Annotated in this window: 17 protein-coding genes; 14 read left to right on the top strand and 3 right to left on the bottom strand. The window is 49.6% G+C overall.

The genetic code is table 11. The annotated features are described in order from the left end of the window. Positions 1–253: 253 nt before the first annotated feature. A complete protein-coding gene (locus B160_RS0104605; RefSeq protein ID WP_018626704.1) occupies positions 254–1,933 on the top strand; it encodes a GMC oxidoreductase in 1,680 nt (559 codons plus the stop codon). Between the two features lie 40 nt (positions 1,934–1,973). Beyond that, a complete protein-coding gene (locus B160_RS0104610; RefSeq protein ID WP_018626705.1) occupies positions 1,974–2,633 on the top strand; it encodes a gluconate 2-dehydrogenase subunit 3 family protein in 660 nt (219 codons plus the stop codon). A 207-nt stretch (positions 2,634–2,840) separates the two neighbouring features. Here the strand turns inward: B160_RS0104610 and B160_RS0104615 are convergent, their stop codons facing one another. Next, on the bottom strand, positions 2,841–3,278 hold the full coding sequence (locus B160_RS0104615) for a DUF6526 family protein (RefSeq protein WP_018626706.1): 438 nt from the start codon (positions 3,276–3,278) through the stop codon (positions 2,841–2,843). 139 nt (positions 3,279–3,417) lie between these two features. Here B160_RS0104615 and B160_RS0104620 point away from each other — a divergent pair, with 139 nt between their 5' ends. The 7 genes from B160_RS0104620 (at position 3,418) to B160_RS0104650 (ending at position 8,702) form a co-directional block, all read left to right on the top strand. After that, positions 3,418–3,822 carry an Rrf2 family transcriptional regulator gene (locus tag B160_RS0104620; RefSeq protein WP_018626707.1) on the top strand — a complete coding sequence of 135 codons (405 nt, stop codon included), beginning with the start codon at positions 3,418–3,420 and terminating at the stop codon, positions 3,820–3,822. A gap of 58 nt (positions 3,823–3,880) precedes the next feature. Continuing rightward, positions 3,881–4,531, top strand: a complete 651-nt coding sequence (locus B160_RS0104625) for an NAD(P)-dependent oxidoreductase (RefSeq protein WP_018626708.1) — start codon at positions 3,881–3,883, stop codon at positions 4,529–4,531. 104 nt (positions 4,532–4,635) lie between these two features. Continuing rightward, entirely contained in the window at positions 4,636–5,733 is a 1,098-nt protein-coding gene (locus B160_RS0104630) for a tetratricopeptide repeat protein (protein ID WP_018626709.1), read from the top strand. A gap of 295 nt (positions 5,734–6,028) precedes the next feature. Further along, the gene (locus B160_RS0104635; protein ID WP_018626710.1) at positions 6,029–6,853 is read left to right on the top strand and encodes a thymidylate synthase; all 825 of its coding nucleotides are present in this window, start codon (positions 6,029–6,031) and stop codon (positions 6,851–6,853) included. A 30-nt stretch (positions 6,854–6,883) separates the two neighbouring features. Continuing rightward, positions 6,884–7,240 carry a four helix bundle protein gene (locus B160_RS0104640; protein WP_018626711.1) on the top strand — a complete coding sequence of 119 codons (357 nt, stop codon included), beginning with the start codon at positions 6,884–6,886 and terminating at the stop codon, positions 7,238–7,240. A 37-nt stretch (positions 7,241–7,277) separates the two neighbouring features. Further along, a complete protein-coding gene (locus B160_RS0104645) occupies positions 7,278–7,769 on the top strand; it encodes a dihydrofolate reductase (RefSeq protein WP_018626712.1) in 492 nt (163 codons plus the stop codon). A gap of 132 nt (positions 7,770–7,901) precedes the next feature. Next, entirely contained in the window at positions 7,902–8,702 is an 801-nt protein-coding gene (locus B160_RS0104650) for an O-methyltransferase (protein WP_026309524.1), read from the top strand. Here B160_RS0104650 and B160_RS0104655 read toward each other — a convergent pair. Beyond that, positions 8,699–9,289 carry a TMEM175 family protein gene (locus B160_RS0104655; protein ID WP_040679328.1) on the bottom strand — a complete coding sequence of 197 codons (591 nt, stop codon included), beginning with the start codon at positions 9,287–9,289 and terminating at the stop codon, positions 8,699–8,701. The genes B160_RS0104650 and B160_RS0104655 overlap by 4 nt on opposite strands. Before the next feature lie 164 nt (positions 9,290–9,453). Continuing rightward, a complete protein-coding gene (tpx, locus tag B160_RS0104660) occupies positions 9,454–9,951 on the bottom strand; it encodes a thiol peroxidase (RefSeq protein ID WP_018626715.1) in 498 nt (165 codons plus the stop codon). Between the two features lie 123 nt (positions 9,952–10,074). On the opposite strand from tpx, the gene B160_RS0104670 reads away from it, so the two are divergent. The 5 genes from B160_RS0104670 to B160_RS0104690 all read left to right on the top strand — a co-directional run bounded on the left by B160_RS0104670 (position 10,075) and on the right by B160_RS0104690 (position 15,018). Beyond that, entirely contained in the window at positions 10,075–11,208 is a 1,134-nt protein-coding gene (locus B160_RS0104670) for an NAD(P) transhydrogenase subunit alpha (RefSeq protein WP_018626717.1), read from the top strand. Between the two features lie 48 nt (positions 11,209–11,256). After that, positions 11,257–11,571 (top strand): NAD(P) transhydrogenase subunit alpha part 2, encoded by a 315-nt coding sequence (locus tag B160_RS0104675; protein WP_018626718.1) that lies wholly within the window; start codon positions 11,257–11,259, stop codon positions 11,569–11,571. A 21-nt stretch (positions 11,572–11,592) separates the two neighbouring features. Then, positions 11,593–11,790, top strand: a complete 198-nt coding sequence (locus B160_RS28445; RefSeq protein WP_018626719.1) for a four helix bundle protein — start codon at positions 11,593–11,595, stop codon at positions 11,788–11,790. Positions 11,791–11,975: 185 nt separating this feature from the next. Next, positions 11,976–13,409: an NAD(P)(+) transhydrogenase (Re/Si-specific) subunit beta gene (locus B160_RS0104685; protein WP_026309525.1), complete on the top strand. Its 1,434-nt coding sequence runs from the start codon at positions 11,976–11,978 to the stop codon at positions 13,407–13,409. A 244-nt stretch (positions 13,410–13,653) separates the two neighbouring features. Beyond that, positions 13,654–15,018 carry a methyltransferase RsmF C-terminal domain-like protein gene (locus B160_RS0104690; RefSeq protein ID WP_026309526.1) on the top strand — a complete coding sequence of 455 codons (1,365 nt, stop codon included), beginning with the start codon at positions 13,654–13,656 and terminating at the stop codon, positions 15,016–15,018. Positions 15,019–15,091: the final 73 nt, after the last annotated feature.

Raw genomic sequence — 15,091 nt, forward strand, 5'->3', positions numbered from 1 at the left:
GGATCTTCTTAACTGCTTTTTTCCTCAGGTATTGTTATTTGGTAAAATTGAAAGATAGATACCGAGGCAAATCCTGTAAGCCCTTCTCTGGAGAAGCCTAAAACAAATGGCATTCAGCCCTAAAAATGTAATCGATTTCATTATTTTGAAAAAATAACTATATTTATTCCTCAAAACGAGGACGGGTTGTTTGCAGAACGGTGAAGCGCGTTATTCTTATTTAACGATATTTTAAAAACCAATTTCAGGAATCATGGCGGATAATAACTACGATGCAATTGTGATCGGCTCAGGTATCAGCGGCGGATGGGCTGCCAAAGAGCTCTGTGAAAAAGGACTCAAAGTGTTGTTGCTGGAGCGCGGCAAGGACGTAAAACATGTAACCGATTATGTAAACGCCGGCAAAGGGCCTTGGGAGTTTGCGCATCACGGCAGTATGACCCTGGCGCAGAAAAAGCTTTATCCGAATCGCATCCGGGGATTTGGCCCTAACGAGATCAACCTGGATTGGTGGGCCAATGACACGGAGACGCCCTATACCGAAATAAAACAGTTCAACTGGTTCCGCGGCTACCAGGTGGGAGGGCGCTCATTGCTATGGGGCAAGCAGACCTACCGATGGAGCGATATCGACTTTGAGGCCAATGCCAGGGACGGTATAGCGGTGGATTGGCCCGTGCGGTATTCCGAAATAGCTCCCTGGTACGATCATGTGGAGCGGTTCATCGGCGTCAGCGGCAGCGTGGAGCATCTGCCGCAGTTGCCCGACGGACAGTTTCTGCCGCCCATGGAAATGAATGTCGTTGAAAAAGATATGGCTGCCCGTATCAAAGAAGCTTACAATGACCGGCGCCGCATGATCATTGGTCGTTGTGCGCATCTTACGGAAGCACTGCCCGGTCGCACCAAATGCCAGTACCGGAACAAATGTGATCTCGGATGCCCGTACGGCGGCTATTTCAGCACCCAGTCTTCCACGCTTCCTGCGGCCCTGAAAACAGGCAACCTGACCTTGCGTCCGTGGAGCATTGTAACCCGTATCCTGTATGATAAAGATCAAAAAAAAGCAACCGGAGTGGAGGTGCTTGATGCGGAGACCAACAAAACCTACGAATACAGATCGAAGATCGTTTTCCTGAATGCCTCTACCCTCAACAGTACCTGGGTATTGCTGCATTCTGCCACAGATATATGGCCGGGTGGCCTCGGCAGCAGCAACGGTGAGCTGGGGCACAACCTGATGGACCACCACCTGGGTTCGGGCGCCGGCGGCCGGGCTGAAGGATACGAGGATAAATATACATATGGCCGCCGACCCAATGGCGTTTATATTCCCCGTTACCGGAACCTGAACGGCGAAAAAAGAGACTATATCCGCGGCTTTGGATACCAGGGAGGCGCCGGCCGGGGACGTGGTACCCGGGCCGCCGAAGAAATAGCGGTGGGTACCGCATTGAAAGAAGCGCTTACCGAGCCGGGAACCTGGAATGTATGGATGGGTGGTTTTGGAGAAGTGCTGCCTTATCATGACAATGTGGTAACACTGGATAAAAACAGGAAAGATAAATGGGGCCTGAATGTGCTGGCTATTGATGCCGAGCTGAAAGAGAATGAGCAAAAGATGCGTAAAGAGATCATCAGCGATGGTAAAGAAATGCTGGAAAAGGCAGGGATAAAAGATGTGTACGGATTCGATAATGATGGCATCATGGGGCAGGGCATTCATGAAATGGGAACAGCGCGTATGGGGCTGGATCCCAAAACCTCCGTATTGAACAGGTGGAACCAGGTATGGGACGCCCCTAATGTGTTTGTGACCGACGGCTCGTTTATGGCATCGGCGGGTTGTGTAAACCCTTCTCTTACTTATATGGCATTTACTGCCCGCGCCGTGGATCACGCCGTTGATGAACTGAAAAAACAGAATCTATAATTCGATCAGAAAGGATGATCCCATCTAAAAATGAAACATTATGAACAGAAGAGAAGCGCTGGCATCCGTTTCGGTCTTACTGGGTGGCGCCCTGGTAGGTGCCGAAGTGTTTTTAGCAGGCTGTAAAAGCACAACGGGAAGCAGCAACCTGTTTGCCGCAGAAGATCTTGCCCTGCTGGATGAGATCGGTGAAGCCATTATCCCGGCCACACCCGGTGCCGGAGGTGCAAAAGCCGCCGGGATCAGCGCATTCATGCAAACCATCGTGACGGATTGTTATACGGAAATGGAACAGCAGACCTTTAAAGAAGGCATTGCAACACTAACGGAAGCCTGCCGGCAGCAATATAAAACAACATTCAGCAACCTGCCGCAAACGGAGAAGGCTGCATTTCTTACCGCCCTGTACGCAGAGGCCAAGGCCTTTGCTGCCACCGATGCCTATAAAAGAGCGAAGGAGGTATTTGATCAACAGCAGGAGGAAGCCGTAAAAGCGGCGGCCGCCCGGAATGATTTCGGCGCCCGTTATCTAAAAGCCCGTTATCCGCCGCACTATTTCATAATGATGCGGCAACTGACACTTTGGGGCTATTTTAGTTCGGAAACCGGCATGACGAAAGCCTTGCGTTATGTGGAAACACCGGGCCGCTATGATGGCGCTTATCCTTATAAGAAGGGCGATAAGGTATGGGCAATGTAACTGCAGCTGCCAAAGAGCTCCCGAAATACAAAGAATACACGGATACACAAAGGTTTTAAATCGCGAACGGGTCTTTTTGAAAACCATCGGGGCCGTAAGAATCGTTAAGCCGCATTCTAAATGCATCTTCTTTGGTTAACGTTTTAGCGGTCATTGGTTGCCACTATAAATCTCCTGCTTTGCGCCTTCGCAGCAGAAGAGGAACGGCTATACCCGTCTATTATCCGCCTTCCAGTTCCGGATCCGCTGTTTGATTTCCAGGGAGGGCAGTCCTTCTTTCAATGTGCTTTCGATCAGGGGTTGCAGCTCTTCATCCGACGCAAACCGCAGCGCCGCTATCTGGGAAAAGGATAATTGGCGTTCCAGGGATTCAAAATTTTCTCCCGTCAGGAAAAAATACCGATGCCGCATCTCCAGCACCACGATGCGGTTCTGAAGCGTAAGCGCGTAGTGCTGGCGCAGCATATAGGAAAGCCAGGTGATTACCAGCACCAGGATGGCCATAAAGATCCAGACGCTCTTTAGTGGAGGATCATGAAAGATCTGGTAAACCGCTGCGATCTCTAACAAGAGCAATACCGAGTAAAAAATAAAGTGATGTGGCACATAATAGCGTACGTGGTGATCGAAGTTTTGAACAGCCATGATCTTTAAAATTTGCTGTTAAGTTAACGGAAATTGCCCGGAGGGGGTGAAAATGGTACGAAGGAAAATTTTAACGTTTTCGGTTCCCTTTTTTAGAGCAACGTTCTTATCTTTGTTCTGTAATAAAAATAATTACAGAATGATCAACGGGCGTTTTGCAACGGTAATCCATATATTAACCCTGCTGGGCCGGGAGGAGGGGGAGCTGAGTTCTTCTTACATAGCGGGCAGCATCAATATCAACCCGGTACTGGTGCGCAAGGAGATCAGTATTTTACGGGAAGCGGGATTCGTTACTACCCTGGAGGGGAAGAATGGGGGAAGTCGCCTGGCGGTGGCGCCTTCAAAGATCCGGTTATCGGATCTCTACAAGGTCGTTTATAATGAAGGGCTGTTTGCCCATTCCCGGAATCTGCCCAATCAGCATTGCGCGGTAGGAAAGCGCATCAGTGCCATTATGGAGGGGTTAAATACGGAGGCAGAACAGGCCTTGCTGAAACGGTTCCATGCCATTACGATCAAAGACCTGCTGGACCGGGTCTGATTTTTTTTGACCTGAACTGTAATAATAAATAGTACAATTAAAAATAAAAAGTAAAAAAATGAAAATTGCAATTATCGGAGCTACCGGATTTGTAGGCAGTGCGCTTGTAAAGGAAGCTCTTGAAAGGGGGCATGTAGTAACTGCCCTGGCGAGGGATACGGCTAAGATCGGCGGCCTGACGGGACGCCTGACCTTGAAGAATGTGGATGTGGCAGATGAAGCGGCGCTGGCAGCAGCTTTAAAAGGGAATGATGTTGTGATCAGTGCCTTCAATGCCGGCTGGTCGAACCCCGATCTCTATACGGATTTCCTGGCAGGGTCCCGTCATATAGAGGCCGCTGTTGAAGGAGCGGGAACGCTGCGGCTGATCGTTATTGGTGGTGCCGGCAGTCTGTTTATCGATGGAAAGCAGCTGGTGGACAGCCCGGATTTTCCGCAGGAGTATAAAGCCGGCGCCACGGCGGCAAGGGATTATATGGAACGTCTGAAGACAAACCAGCTGCTGGAGTGGGCCTTTTTCAGTCCGGCCATCGAAATGCATCCGGGAATCCGGACCGGGCGCACCGGTCAGTTCCGGCTGGGTACCGATGCACCAGTTTTTGATGCCGGCGGAAAAAGCAGCTTGTCTGTGGAAGACCTTGCCGTGGCCGTGCTGAATGAGGCAGAACATCCGGTACATATACGGCAACGTTTCACTGCGGGGTATTGATGCCCCGGAAGGGTATTGGCAACGCTGCCCGGTCGTTGGGACAGCGTTTTTTTTATTTGTAGAAATTCAGCGGGTGATCAGTAATTTTGGAGTAAATGCCAGAGATGAAAAGATTATTGCTGTTTGCCGGATTTTTGTTGGCCGTTCTGAATGTGTCAGGACAGGATTCTGTCCGGGTAAAGACCCTGATGATGGAAGGCATCCGCCTGCATGACCAGGGTCGATACGCAGATGCGATAAAAAAATATGATGAGGTGCTGACCGCAGACCCGGCAAATATTGTAGCCCGGTATGAAAAGGCTTATTCGCTGATGGCATCAAAAAAGTATGAAGAGGCCATTGCACTGAGCCGGGAGATCATTGAGAACAAGCAGGCCGATACCCGTATGGTCGGCAACGCATACAGCACCTGGGGGTCTGCGCTGGATGAACAGGGCGAACATAAGAAGGCGCTGAAAATTTACAATGAGGGGATCAAAAGAGTGCCTGCCTACAATATGCTCAATTATAATAAGGCGATCACCTATTTGCGGATGAACGACACGGATGCGGGCATTCTGGAGCTGGAAGAATCGATCTCAAAAAATCCAGGCCATCGATCTTCTCATTTTATGCTGGGCAGGGTGATGCTGCTGAAGAGTAATAAAATTGCCGCCCTGCTGCCTTATATGACCTATCTGCTGCTGGACAATAAAACGAAGCGGGCGGAAGATGCATTGGGGGTCGTACGCGGATTGGTGGAGGGAGGTGTAAAAAAAACGGATTCGGGTAGTTATCACATTCCGGTCTCATTGGGTGCATTGAAAAAGACGGGGAAGAAGCCGTCAGCGGATACCGATTTTGAATCGATGGAGTTATTATTCGAACTTGGGGCGGCAACTGCTTTTTCAAAAACAAAGGATATGTTGCCGGCTGACCGCTTTGCAAGCCGGCTGGTGTCCTTTATCGGGCAGCTGGCCGCTCAAAAGGGACATAACGGTTTCTATGGGAAATTTTACCTGCCGTTCTTCAACGGATTGCACGAGCAGCAACTTGCTGAAAGTTTTGCGCATCATATTTTTTCCCCTTCCGGTAATGTGATGAATGAGGTCTGGATCCAGGACCACCGGCAGCAGATGGAGCGGCTTGGGGCATGGACGCAGGCATATCACTGGCCGGGTTCGGGGGTTTACAATAGCACAGATGTAAACGCAGCTAACTGATTGCAGGTAATTTCACTCTCAATGTTCGAATCCCAATTCTGATAGCCTGAAGGCTGAAAACTGATCGCTGATAGCTAAAGGAGGATTGCAGGTTGAAGTTCCATGCCAGATCCGGATCCTGAGCGTATAAGAAGAGGAGATCCCGCCTGGAAGGTTGAACCTCGAACAACAATAGGCGGCCAGCTACAGGTTTTAGCCAAAGATCGCACGCGTTTACTGCGGGAAATGCACCGGTTTTGCACAGCTCCCCGGGGACCGATTTCGGAGATGCTCCGATTATTGCTATCTTGCATCCATGCAGCAATATTTAGATTTATTACAACATATTTTAAATGAGGGAGTTGAGAAGACGGATCGTACCGGTACCGGCACCATCAGCACGTTTGGGTACCAGATGCGTTTTGACCTGCAAAAGGGGTTTCCTGTTGTGACCACAAAAAAGCTTCACCTGAAAAGTATCATTTATGAGTTGCTTTGGTTTTTAAAGGGAGATACCAATGTCCGGTATCTGAAAGAGCACGGTGTGCGGATCTGGGATGAGTGGGCGGATGCGAACGGGGATCTCGGTCCGGTATATGGTAAGCAATGGCGGAGCTGGGAGGGAAAAGACGGACGGGTGGTCGATCAGATTACCGACCTGATCCGGCAGATCAAAAAGAGCCCGGACAGCCGCCGTCTGATCGTTAGCGCCTGGAATGTGGGCGAGCTTCCGGAAATGGCGCTGATGCCCTGCCATACGTTGTTCCAGTTTTATGTAGCGGTTCCCAAAGATGTGGATGGGAAACCGGGAAAACCGCGTCTGAGCTGCCAGCTATACCAGCGCTCGGCAGATGTGTTCCTGGGTGTGCCTTTTAATATTGCATCCTATGCCTTGTTGACCATGATGATCGCACAGGTATGCGACCTGGAGCCGGGTGAATTCGTCCATAGCTTTGGTGATGTACACATTTACAGCAATCACCTGGAGCAGGTAAAGCTGCAATTGTCGCGTACGCCCTTTCCGTTGCCGCAAATGAAGATCAATCCGGCCGTAAAAGATATTTTTAATTTTTCATTTGAGGATTTTGAGCTGGTCAATTACCAGGCACATCCGGGGATCAAGGGGGTGGTTGCGGTGTAAATGATAAATGTAAAGCATAAAAGTTAACCTATGAAAGAAACGCGAAAATATGATCTGGAAGATCGGCTGGTTTATTTTGCAATTCTTGCGCTGAATGTTTGCGACATTCTGCGGTCAACAAAAACAGGAAATAATCTGGAACATCAGTTGTCAAAAAGCGGTACCGCGCCGGCATCGATGTACGGAGAAGTTCAGGCCGCAAAATCGCCGGCAGATTTTATTCATAAAATGAAATGTGCACTCAAAGAACTTCGGGAAACAAGGATCAATCTTAGAATTATAAGCGAAAAGCATGAGTCGGTGACCATTGCACTGCAGGAATGTAATGAATTAATTACGATTTTTGCAGCAAGTGTGTCTGCCGCCGGGAAGAATAGGGATCGATAGTTTTACATTTTAAATTCATTATTCAATATTTTATATTATGCTCATTTCTTTAGTAGCTGCCGCATCAAATAATAACGTTATTGGTAAAGACAACAAACTGTTGTGGTCGTTGCCGAACGATATGAAGCATTTTAAAAACGTAACCTGGGGCATGCCGGTAGTGATGGGGCGCAAAACCTTCGAATCTTTTAAACAGCCGCTGGCCGGCCGGAAGAATATTGTCCTCAGCACTAATAAAAACCTGAAGATCGATAACGCCATCGTCGCCCGCAGCCTGAAGGATGTGGAACTGCTGGTAAAAGAAATGGATGTAAAGGAGCTGATGGTGATCGGGGGCGGGGAGATCTATAAATTATACCTGCCGAAAGCCGACCGCATCTATCTGACCCGCGTGGATACAGCACTGGAAGGGGATGCCTTTTTTCCCGTTTTTGATCAGGATGCCTGGACGTTGACAAGTAAGCAGGAATACAAAGCAGATGAAAAGCATGTATTCGATTATACCTTCGAGCTTTGGGAGCGCAGGTAAATGCAGAATATTGAATAACCAGTATCCAATGTAAAAGTTAAAAGCACTCGTGTAATGTACGTTCCGGCTTATTCGGAGAACGGATTAAATATTTTACACTTTTACATTTTAAATTTTATATTTTACATTCCCATGGTATATTCTCCTTTAGTTGCCGCTTCAAAATATTTTAAATATTATATCCACGCCTCCAACAGCAAGGGACATGGCATGCATTCACCGTTTGTGTTTGAATTCATCACCAAGGTGATGAATGATTTTATACATTATCCCGATTATGATAAAATAGAAGGACTCCGGAAAAAACTTTTAAAGGATCCTGATGTAATCACGGTAGAAGACCTGGGCGCGGGTTCGTCAAAGACCCGGTCCAATGTCCGGAAAGTGGCTTCGATCGCTAAAAATGCAGCTAAGCCTGCAAAATACGGGCAGCTCATGTACCGCATGATACACCATTACGGCGCCAGGAACATCCTGGAAATGGGCAGTTCCCTGGGGCTTACCACCTCCTATCTGGCGGCTGCTGATCCGCAGGCCCGGGTGATCACCCTGGAGGGGGCCTCCGCTGTGGCTGCACGTGCACGCAAACATTTTGCTGTTTTGGGACTGGAGAATATTACGCTGGTAGAAGGAGATTTTGACGATACCCTTCCTGCAGTACTGGAAAGGATGCCGAAGATCGATTTTGCCTTTATTGACGGCAATCACCGCCAGGAGCCTACAGAACGTTATTTCAATCAACTGCTGCCGCATATCCATAATGACACCTTGCTGGTATTTGACGATATTCACTGGAGCCGGGGAATGGAAGCTGCCTGGAAGCATATTGTGGCTCATGAAGCCGTAACCTGTGATATCGATCTTTTTTATATCGGCATTGTGAGCTTCCGGAAAGCATTTAAGGAAAAACAGGGGTTCACCGTCCGGTTTTAGATTTCCCGGTCGTCGCTGTAAAATTTCTCGATCCGCTTATCGGGAATGAACCAGATGATCGCAACAATGGAATACAGGACTATGCCGATCCAGGTGGAAATAAAGCTGGCGCTGATGCCCGCAATATACAATATGCCCGATAGCTTTCCCTTTGAGTCGGCACCTACGGCCTGCGCCAGCTTACAATCCGGCCCGCCCGCTTTGATGAGCTCCTTCTGAAGGATCAGGTAGGCAACGGCAGCCATTGCCAGCACAACACCATATACAGCAACGGGCAGCGGTTGCGTATAATTTTTATCCATCCAGGCGGTGGTGAAAGGAAAGAGCGAAAGCCAGAACAGCAGGTTCAGGTTTTTCCACAATACGGCACCGTTTATCTTGTCAACCATGTGGAACATATGATGATGGTTGTTCCAGTAGATGCCTACATAAATAAAGCTCAGCACATAACTCAGAAAAGTGGGAAGCAGCTCCAGCAGGGAGTGCAATGTGTATCCGTCTTCGGGTGGGCGCAGCTCCAGCACCATAATGGTAATGATGATGGCCAGTACGCCATCGCTGAACGCTTCAAGTCTTGATTTGGTCATATAGGTATGAAATAAAGCGGCCGTACCCAAAGTCTCTATTTTGCCATGCCATGCCGTTCCGATCGCGATTTTGACATCTAAAAACAGTTACTCATCAATAGGTACTGAAACAAGTTCAGAACGACAATCCGTTGTAAAGCGACTTTTGATACGGCCGCTTCCGGTTAATTTAATGCAGCCAGAGCCGCTTCATAATCGGGTTCCGTGGTAATTTCGGGTACCTGCTCCGTGTACACGACTTCACCATTGGCATTGGCTACGATCACGGCACGACTGAGCAGGCCTTTCATTGGAGAATCGGCAAAAGTTACACCGTAATCATCGCCGAAATGCCCCCTGAAGTCAGACAGGGTCTCCACATTACTGATCCCTTCTGCGGCGCAAAAGCGGTTCAGCGCAAATGGAAGGTCCTTCGAAATATTGAGCACCACGGTATTGTCGAGCGCCGCTGCTTTTTCATTAAATTTTCTTACAGAGGCAGCGCACACTCCTGTATCGACACTGGGGAAGATATTCAGCACGACCTTTTTGCCGGCGTAATCGGCCAGTTTTTTCTCCGCCAGACCCGCATTCACCAATGTAAAGTCTTTCAGTTTACTTCCTTTTCCGGGAAGGGTTCCTACGGTTGTAACCGGGTTCGCCTTTAACATAATTTCAGCCATAGTATAAAATTTATTTTTTAATTTTTATTGTCACTCCCTACAAAGAAAGCAAATTTATCCGGAACCGGAACGGGTATGTTTTTTACGATTAAAATGCTTAACTTACCTGTTATAACCCTGGTTATGATCATCGGAGTTTTGCGGGAACCTTCTTTTGAAACAAGAGTGTCCTTACCGGCAGAGGCAGTTGCTGCGCTGGTGAAGAAGGATCTTACAGTGTATGTGGAGGCCGGTGCCGGTGAAAAAGCATACTGCAGTGATGCAGCCTATGAAAAATCCGGCGGGCAGATAAAAACGCGGGCAGAACTGATGGCTGTATCCGATGTGCTGCTTGCCCTGCATCCCGTTGAACCCTATCCGGTCCAGGGGCGGTCTCAGGTCTTTATCGGCATTTACCAGCCGTTATCCAACCCGGAATGGATGCGCACCTGTGCCCGGCAGGGGCATACCCTGTTTTCATTAGATATGCTGCCCCGTAGCACAAGGGCGCAACCAATGGACGTGCTGAGCTCACAAGCCAATATCGCGGGATATAAGGCGGTGCTGCTGGCAGCTGGGATCTATCCCCGCTATTTTCCCATGTTTATGACGGCAGCCGGAAGCATTGCACCTGCAAAAGTGCTCATTTTAGGGGCAGGTGTGGCCGGTTTACAGGCGATCGCCACTGCGCGCCGGCTGGGTGCGGTGGTTGAAGTGTTTGATACCCGGCCGGCCGTGAAGGAAGAGGTGATGAGCCTGGGCGCGAAGTTTATAGAAGTGGAAGGAGCAGCAGATGCCAGCGGGGCGGGCGGGTATGCCGTGGAGCAAACAACGGATTATTTTCAAAGACAACAACAGCGGATTGCCGAAAGTGCGGCCAGATCGGATATCATCATTACCACGGCACAGATCCCCGGAAAAAAGGCCCCGGTCCTGATCACAGAACCCATGCTCAACAGCATGCGCAGCGGATCGGTGATCATCGACCTGGCCGCGGCTACGGGGGGCAACACGCCGCTGACAAAGAATATGGAAACGGTGATGTACAGGGGGATCTCGATTGTGGGCAACGGAAACCTGGCTGCAACCATGCCCGCAGACGCCAGTAAACTGTATGGGAAGAATCTGTTGAATTTCCTGCAACTGCTATCCGGTCCGGATGGAAAATGGGCGATTCCCCTTGAGGACGAACTGGTGAAGGGGGCCTGTATCGTTTATAAAGGAGAAGTCATAAATGAAAGATCCGGGAACGTGCACGGGGGATCTGAGCCTCGGTGATTTTGGAAATCAGGGTTGGTACATATTTAACCGATAAACGTTTTGCAAATGATTTTTTTTAACTGGATCGCCGAAAATCAGCAGATCATTTACATTGTCATCCTCATGATCTTCGTGGGCATCGAAGTGATCGGGCATGTGCCGGGTGTATTGCACACACCGCTGATGAGCGGTGCCAATGCCATCCATGGGGTAGTGGTGATCGGCGCAATCATCGTAACAGGAAGGGCCGCAACAGATAACTACCTGGCGCTGATACTGGGCTTCCTGGCCGTGGTGGTAGGCACATTAAATGTGGTAGGGGGATTCGTGGTAACGGATAGAATGCTGGAAATGTTTAGGAGGAGAAAGTCCAATCTTTAAATTCTAAAAAGAGATCAGTTTATGCCTGAAGAAAAAAGATATGATTTAGAGCAAAGAACGGAAACATTTTCATTACAGGTCAGGGATTTCTGTTTAAAGCTAAAGGTCGATATCTTTAACAGGGTTTATATTTCCCAGGTCCTTCGGTCGGCAGGATCAGTGGCAGCAAATTATATTGAGGCCAATGATAATCTGGGAGATAAAGATTTAAAGCATTAGATCAGGATCAGTAAAAAAGAATAGAACTGAGCTGGAAAGAGACCGGCAGGTTCTGATCCGGGAGAGTGAAGAGCTAATGAAGACTTTTGCAGCTATTTTACGAAGGCTTGGTGGTTAAATGAGTTCCATTGCATTTAGAGTTTAGAATTTGATATTTCAACATAGATCAATATTGATTATATTTCATGAACTTACTTATCCTTTGCTACATATTATCCTCCGTAACATTCATCGTCGGCCTGAAAATGCTGTCGGGCCCGGCTACTGCGCGGAAGGGGAATCTTGTGGCAGCGGCGGGTATGGCGCTTGCAATACTTGGAACACTATTCTTATACAGGGATGAGGAAGGCAATGGGTTAGGGAACCTTCCCTGGATATCCGGAGCGATGGCCTTGGGCGCGGTAATAGGAGTTGTTGCAGCCAGGAAGGTAAAGATGACGGCTATGCCGGAAATGGTCAGCATGTTTAACGGCATGGGCGGGCTTTGTGCTGCGTTGATCTCGGTAGTGGAGTTTGATCATTTCCGGCGCCATTCGATCGTTGTGATAGAAGGAGCAACCGGAACTGGAACAATGATACCGGTTGGCCCGCTGATCATCATCCTGCTGGGAATGATCATCGGATCAGTTTCCTTTACGGGAAGTATGATTGCCTGGGGAAAGCTGAATGGAAAGATCAGGGACCGTACATTCCGCGGACAGCACCTGTTGAGCCTTTTGATCCTGCTGGCCATCGTTGCGGTTGCCGTTTGTCTGTTGTTTTGTTTTGCCCCGTCTCAAATGGGGGTCTTGTTTTACCTGGTCTTTGCACTGGCACTGTTATACGGGGTGCTCTTTGTATTGCCTGTGGGTGGGGCGGATATGCCGGTCGTTATTTCACTGCTGAACTCGTTTACCGGTGTGGCCGCAGCCTGTGGCGGATTTTTATATCAGAATATGGCCATGCTCACCGGGGGCATACTGGTAGGTGCGGCCGGAACATTGCTGACGATTTTGATGTGCCGGGCTATGAACCGTTCGCTGGTCAATGTACTGATCGGCTCTTTTGGAGGAAACCAGGCAAAGATTGCCGGCGGGACGGAGCAACGAACGGTTAAAGAGGTCAGCATACCGGATGCTGCGGTAGTAATGGGGTACGCCGGCCGGGTGCTGATCGTTCCCGGTTACGGGCTGGCGGTAGCCCAGGCACAGCATGCCTGTCATGAACTGGAGAAGCTGCTCGAAAACAGGGGCGTGGAGGTGCAATATGCCATACACCCCGTTGCCGGGCGCATGCCGGGCCATATGAATGTACTGCTTGCCGAGGCGGATGTACCCTACGAGAAGCTGCTGGAAATGGAACGCGCCAATGAGCTGTTTCCCCAAACGGATGTTGTGCTGGTGCTGGGCGCTAATGATGTGGTGAATCCCGCAGCCAAAACAGATCCTTCTTCACCTATCTATGGTATGCCGGTGCTGGAAGTGGAGCTGGCGAAAATGGTGATCGTTAATAAACGGAGCATGAAACCCGGTTATGCCGGGATCGAGAATGCGCTCTTCTTCAGTTCCAAAACATCCATGTTGTTTGGAGATGCAAAAAAAGTATTGCAGGACCTGGTAACCGCGTTGAAGAGCATCTGAGGATATGGGGGCGCAGCAATGTCACTGAATTGCAGATCTTCAGTCCCCTATTTTTATAAAAGCATATGACCAGGGTGATCCTGCTATTGGGGGATGGATGAAGCGCAACCGGCATTTCCCCCGGCGCTTGTATTTAAGATCGGGGATCAATGCAGATATGCGGTGATAACAGACCGGTCTTTGCAATCCATGCGGGCAAAGAGAAATGATCGGGATAATGTAGATAAATTTTTATTTTTGCGCTGTGCAATTACCATCTCGGTTCATCCATTCTTTGAGAGGACTTCCCGGTTTTGATGAGGCAGCATTTATAGACCTGCATCATTCGGAAGCGCAGGTAACATCTGTCCGGATCAATCCTTGTAAAATTTCAGAAATTCCCTTTACGAGGGGTCATACGTCCGTTCCCTGGTCCCGCTATGGCCATTATCTGTCCCCGCGTCCTTCGTTTACCTTTGATCCGTTGTTTCATGCGGGTTGTTACTACGTACAGGAAGCCAGCAGCATGTTTTTAGAGCAGGCCCTGCAGCAGGGCGCGGATCTTTCCCGGCCGTTAAAAGTGCTGGACCTTTGCGCGGCGCCCGGGGGAAAGACCACCCATATACAATCGCTCCTCCCCGCGAACAGTCTGCTGGTGAGCAACGAGGTCATCAGGAGCCGAACGGCCGTATTAAAGGACAACGTCATTAAGTGGGGTGCGCACAATGTTGCGGTTACCAACAATGATCCTGCAGACTTCTCAGTGCTTCCCGGTTTTTTTGACGTCATCATTGTGGATGCGCCCTGCAGCGGCAGCGGCTTGTTCCGCAGGGACCCGGAAGCGATCGGAGAATGGAGCGAAGGCAGCGTGGAATTATGCAGCCGGCGGCAGCAGCGCATCCTGGCAGACGTGCTGCCCGCACTCAAAGAGGGCGGAACCCTGGTTTATTCTACCTGCTCGTATTCGAAGGAAGAAGATGAGTACATCCTGAAATGGCTGGCGGAGGCAATGGATCTGGAAGGTATCGAGTTGGCAACAGATCCCCGGTGGGGTATTGTTCCCGTGAAGGAGGGAACCGCCTTTGGATACCGGTTCTGGCCGCACCGCCTGGAAGGGGAAGGCTTCTTTATGGGGGCCTTCCGGAAAAAAGCGGTCACTGGGAAACCCGAACGGTACCGGCCGGTGAACAAGACGCTTTCCGGAAAAGAGACCGTGGCGCTGAGCAGGTGGATCCTGATGGAAGGGTTGCGATTTGTTGCGTTTGGCGGCCGCATCTATTCCTGGCCTGAAGCGCTTTATGAATCGTTTGACCTTTTGGCGCAAAAGATGAAAGTTTTGTATTCGGGAGTGCTGACGGGCGAGCTGATCCGCAACAAGCTGATCCCGGACCATGCCCTGGCGCTGAGCGGACTGTTGCCCGGGCAGGTCATAAGAGCCGGGTTATCCCGCGAAACTGCCATCCGTTATCTCCAGCGAAAAGAGATAGATCCGGAAGGACTGCAAACCGGGTGGCAGGTGGCCGCATTTGCCGGTCAGCCCCTGGGATGGATGAACGTGCTGCCCAACAGGATCAATAATTATTATCCCAAAGAGCTACGGATATTAAAAGAACGGGCTCCGGATGAATAGGATTCCGGGCTTGCATTGTTACGGTTTATGCGGTTGGTTTTTTACCGTAATGATTGCAAGGTATTTCCAGGTT

The sequence above is a fragment of the Niabella aurantiaca DSM 17617 genome, assembly GCF_000374125.1.
In the GTDB taxonomy this organism is placed as follows: domain Bacteria; phylum Bacteroidota; class Bacteroidia; order Chitinophagales; family Chitinophagaceae; genus Niabella; species Niabella aurantiaca.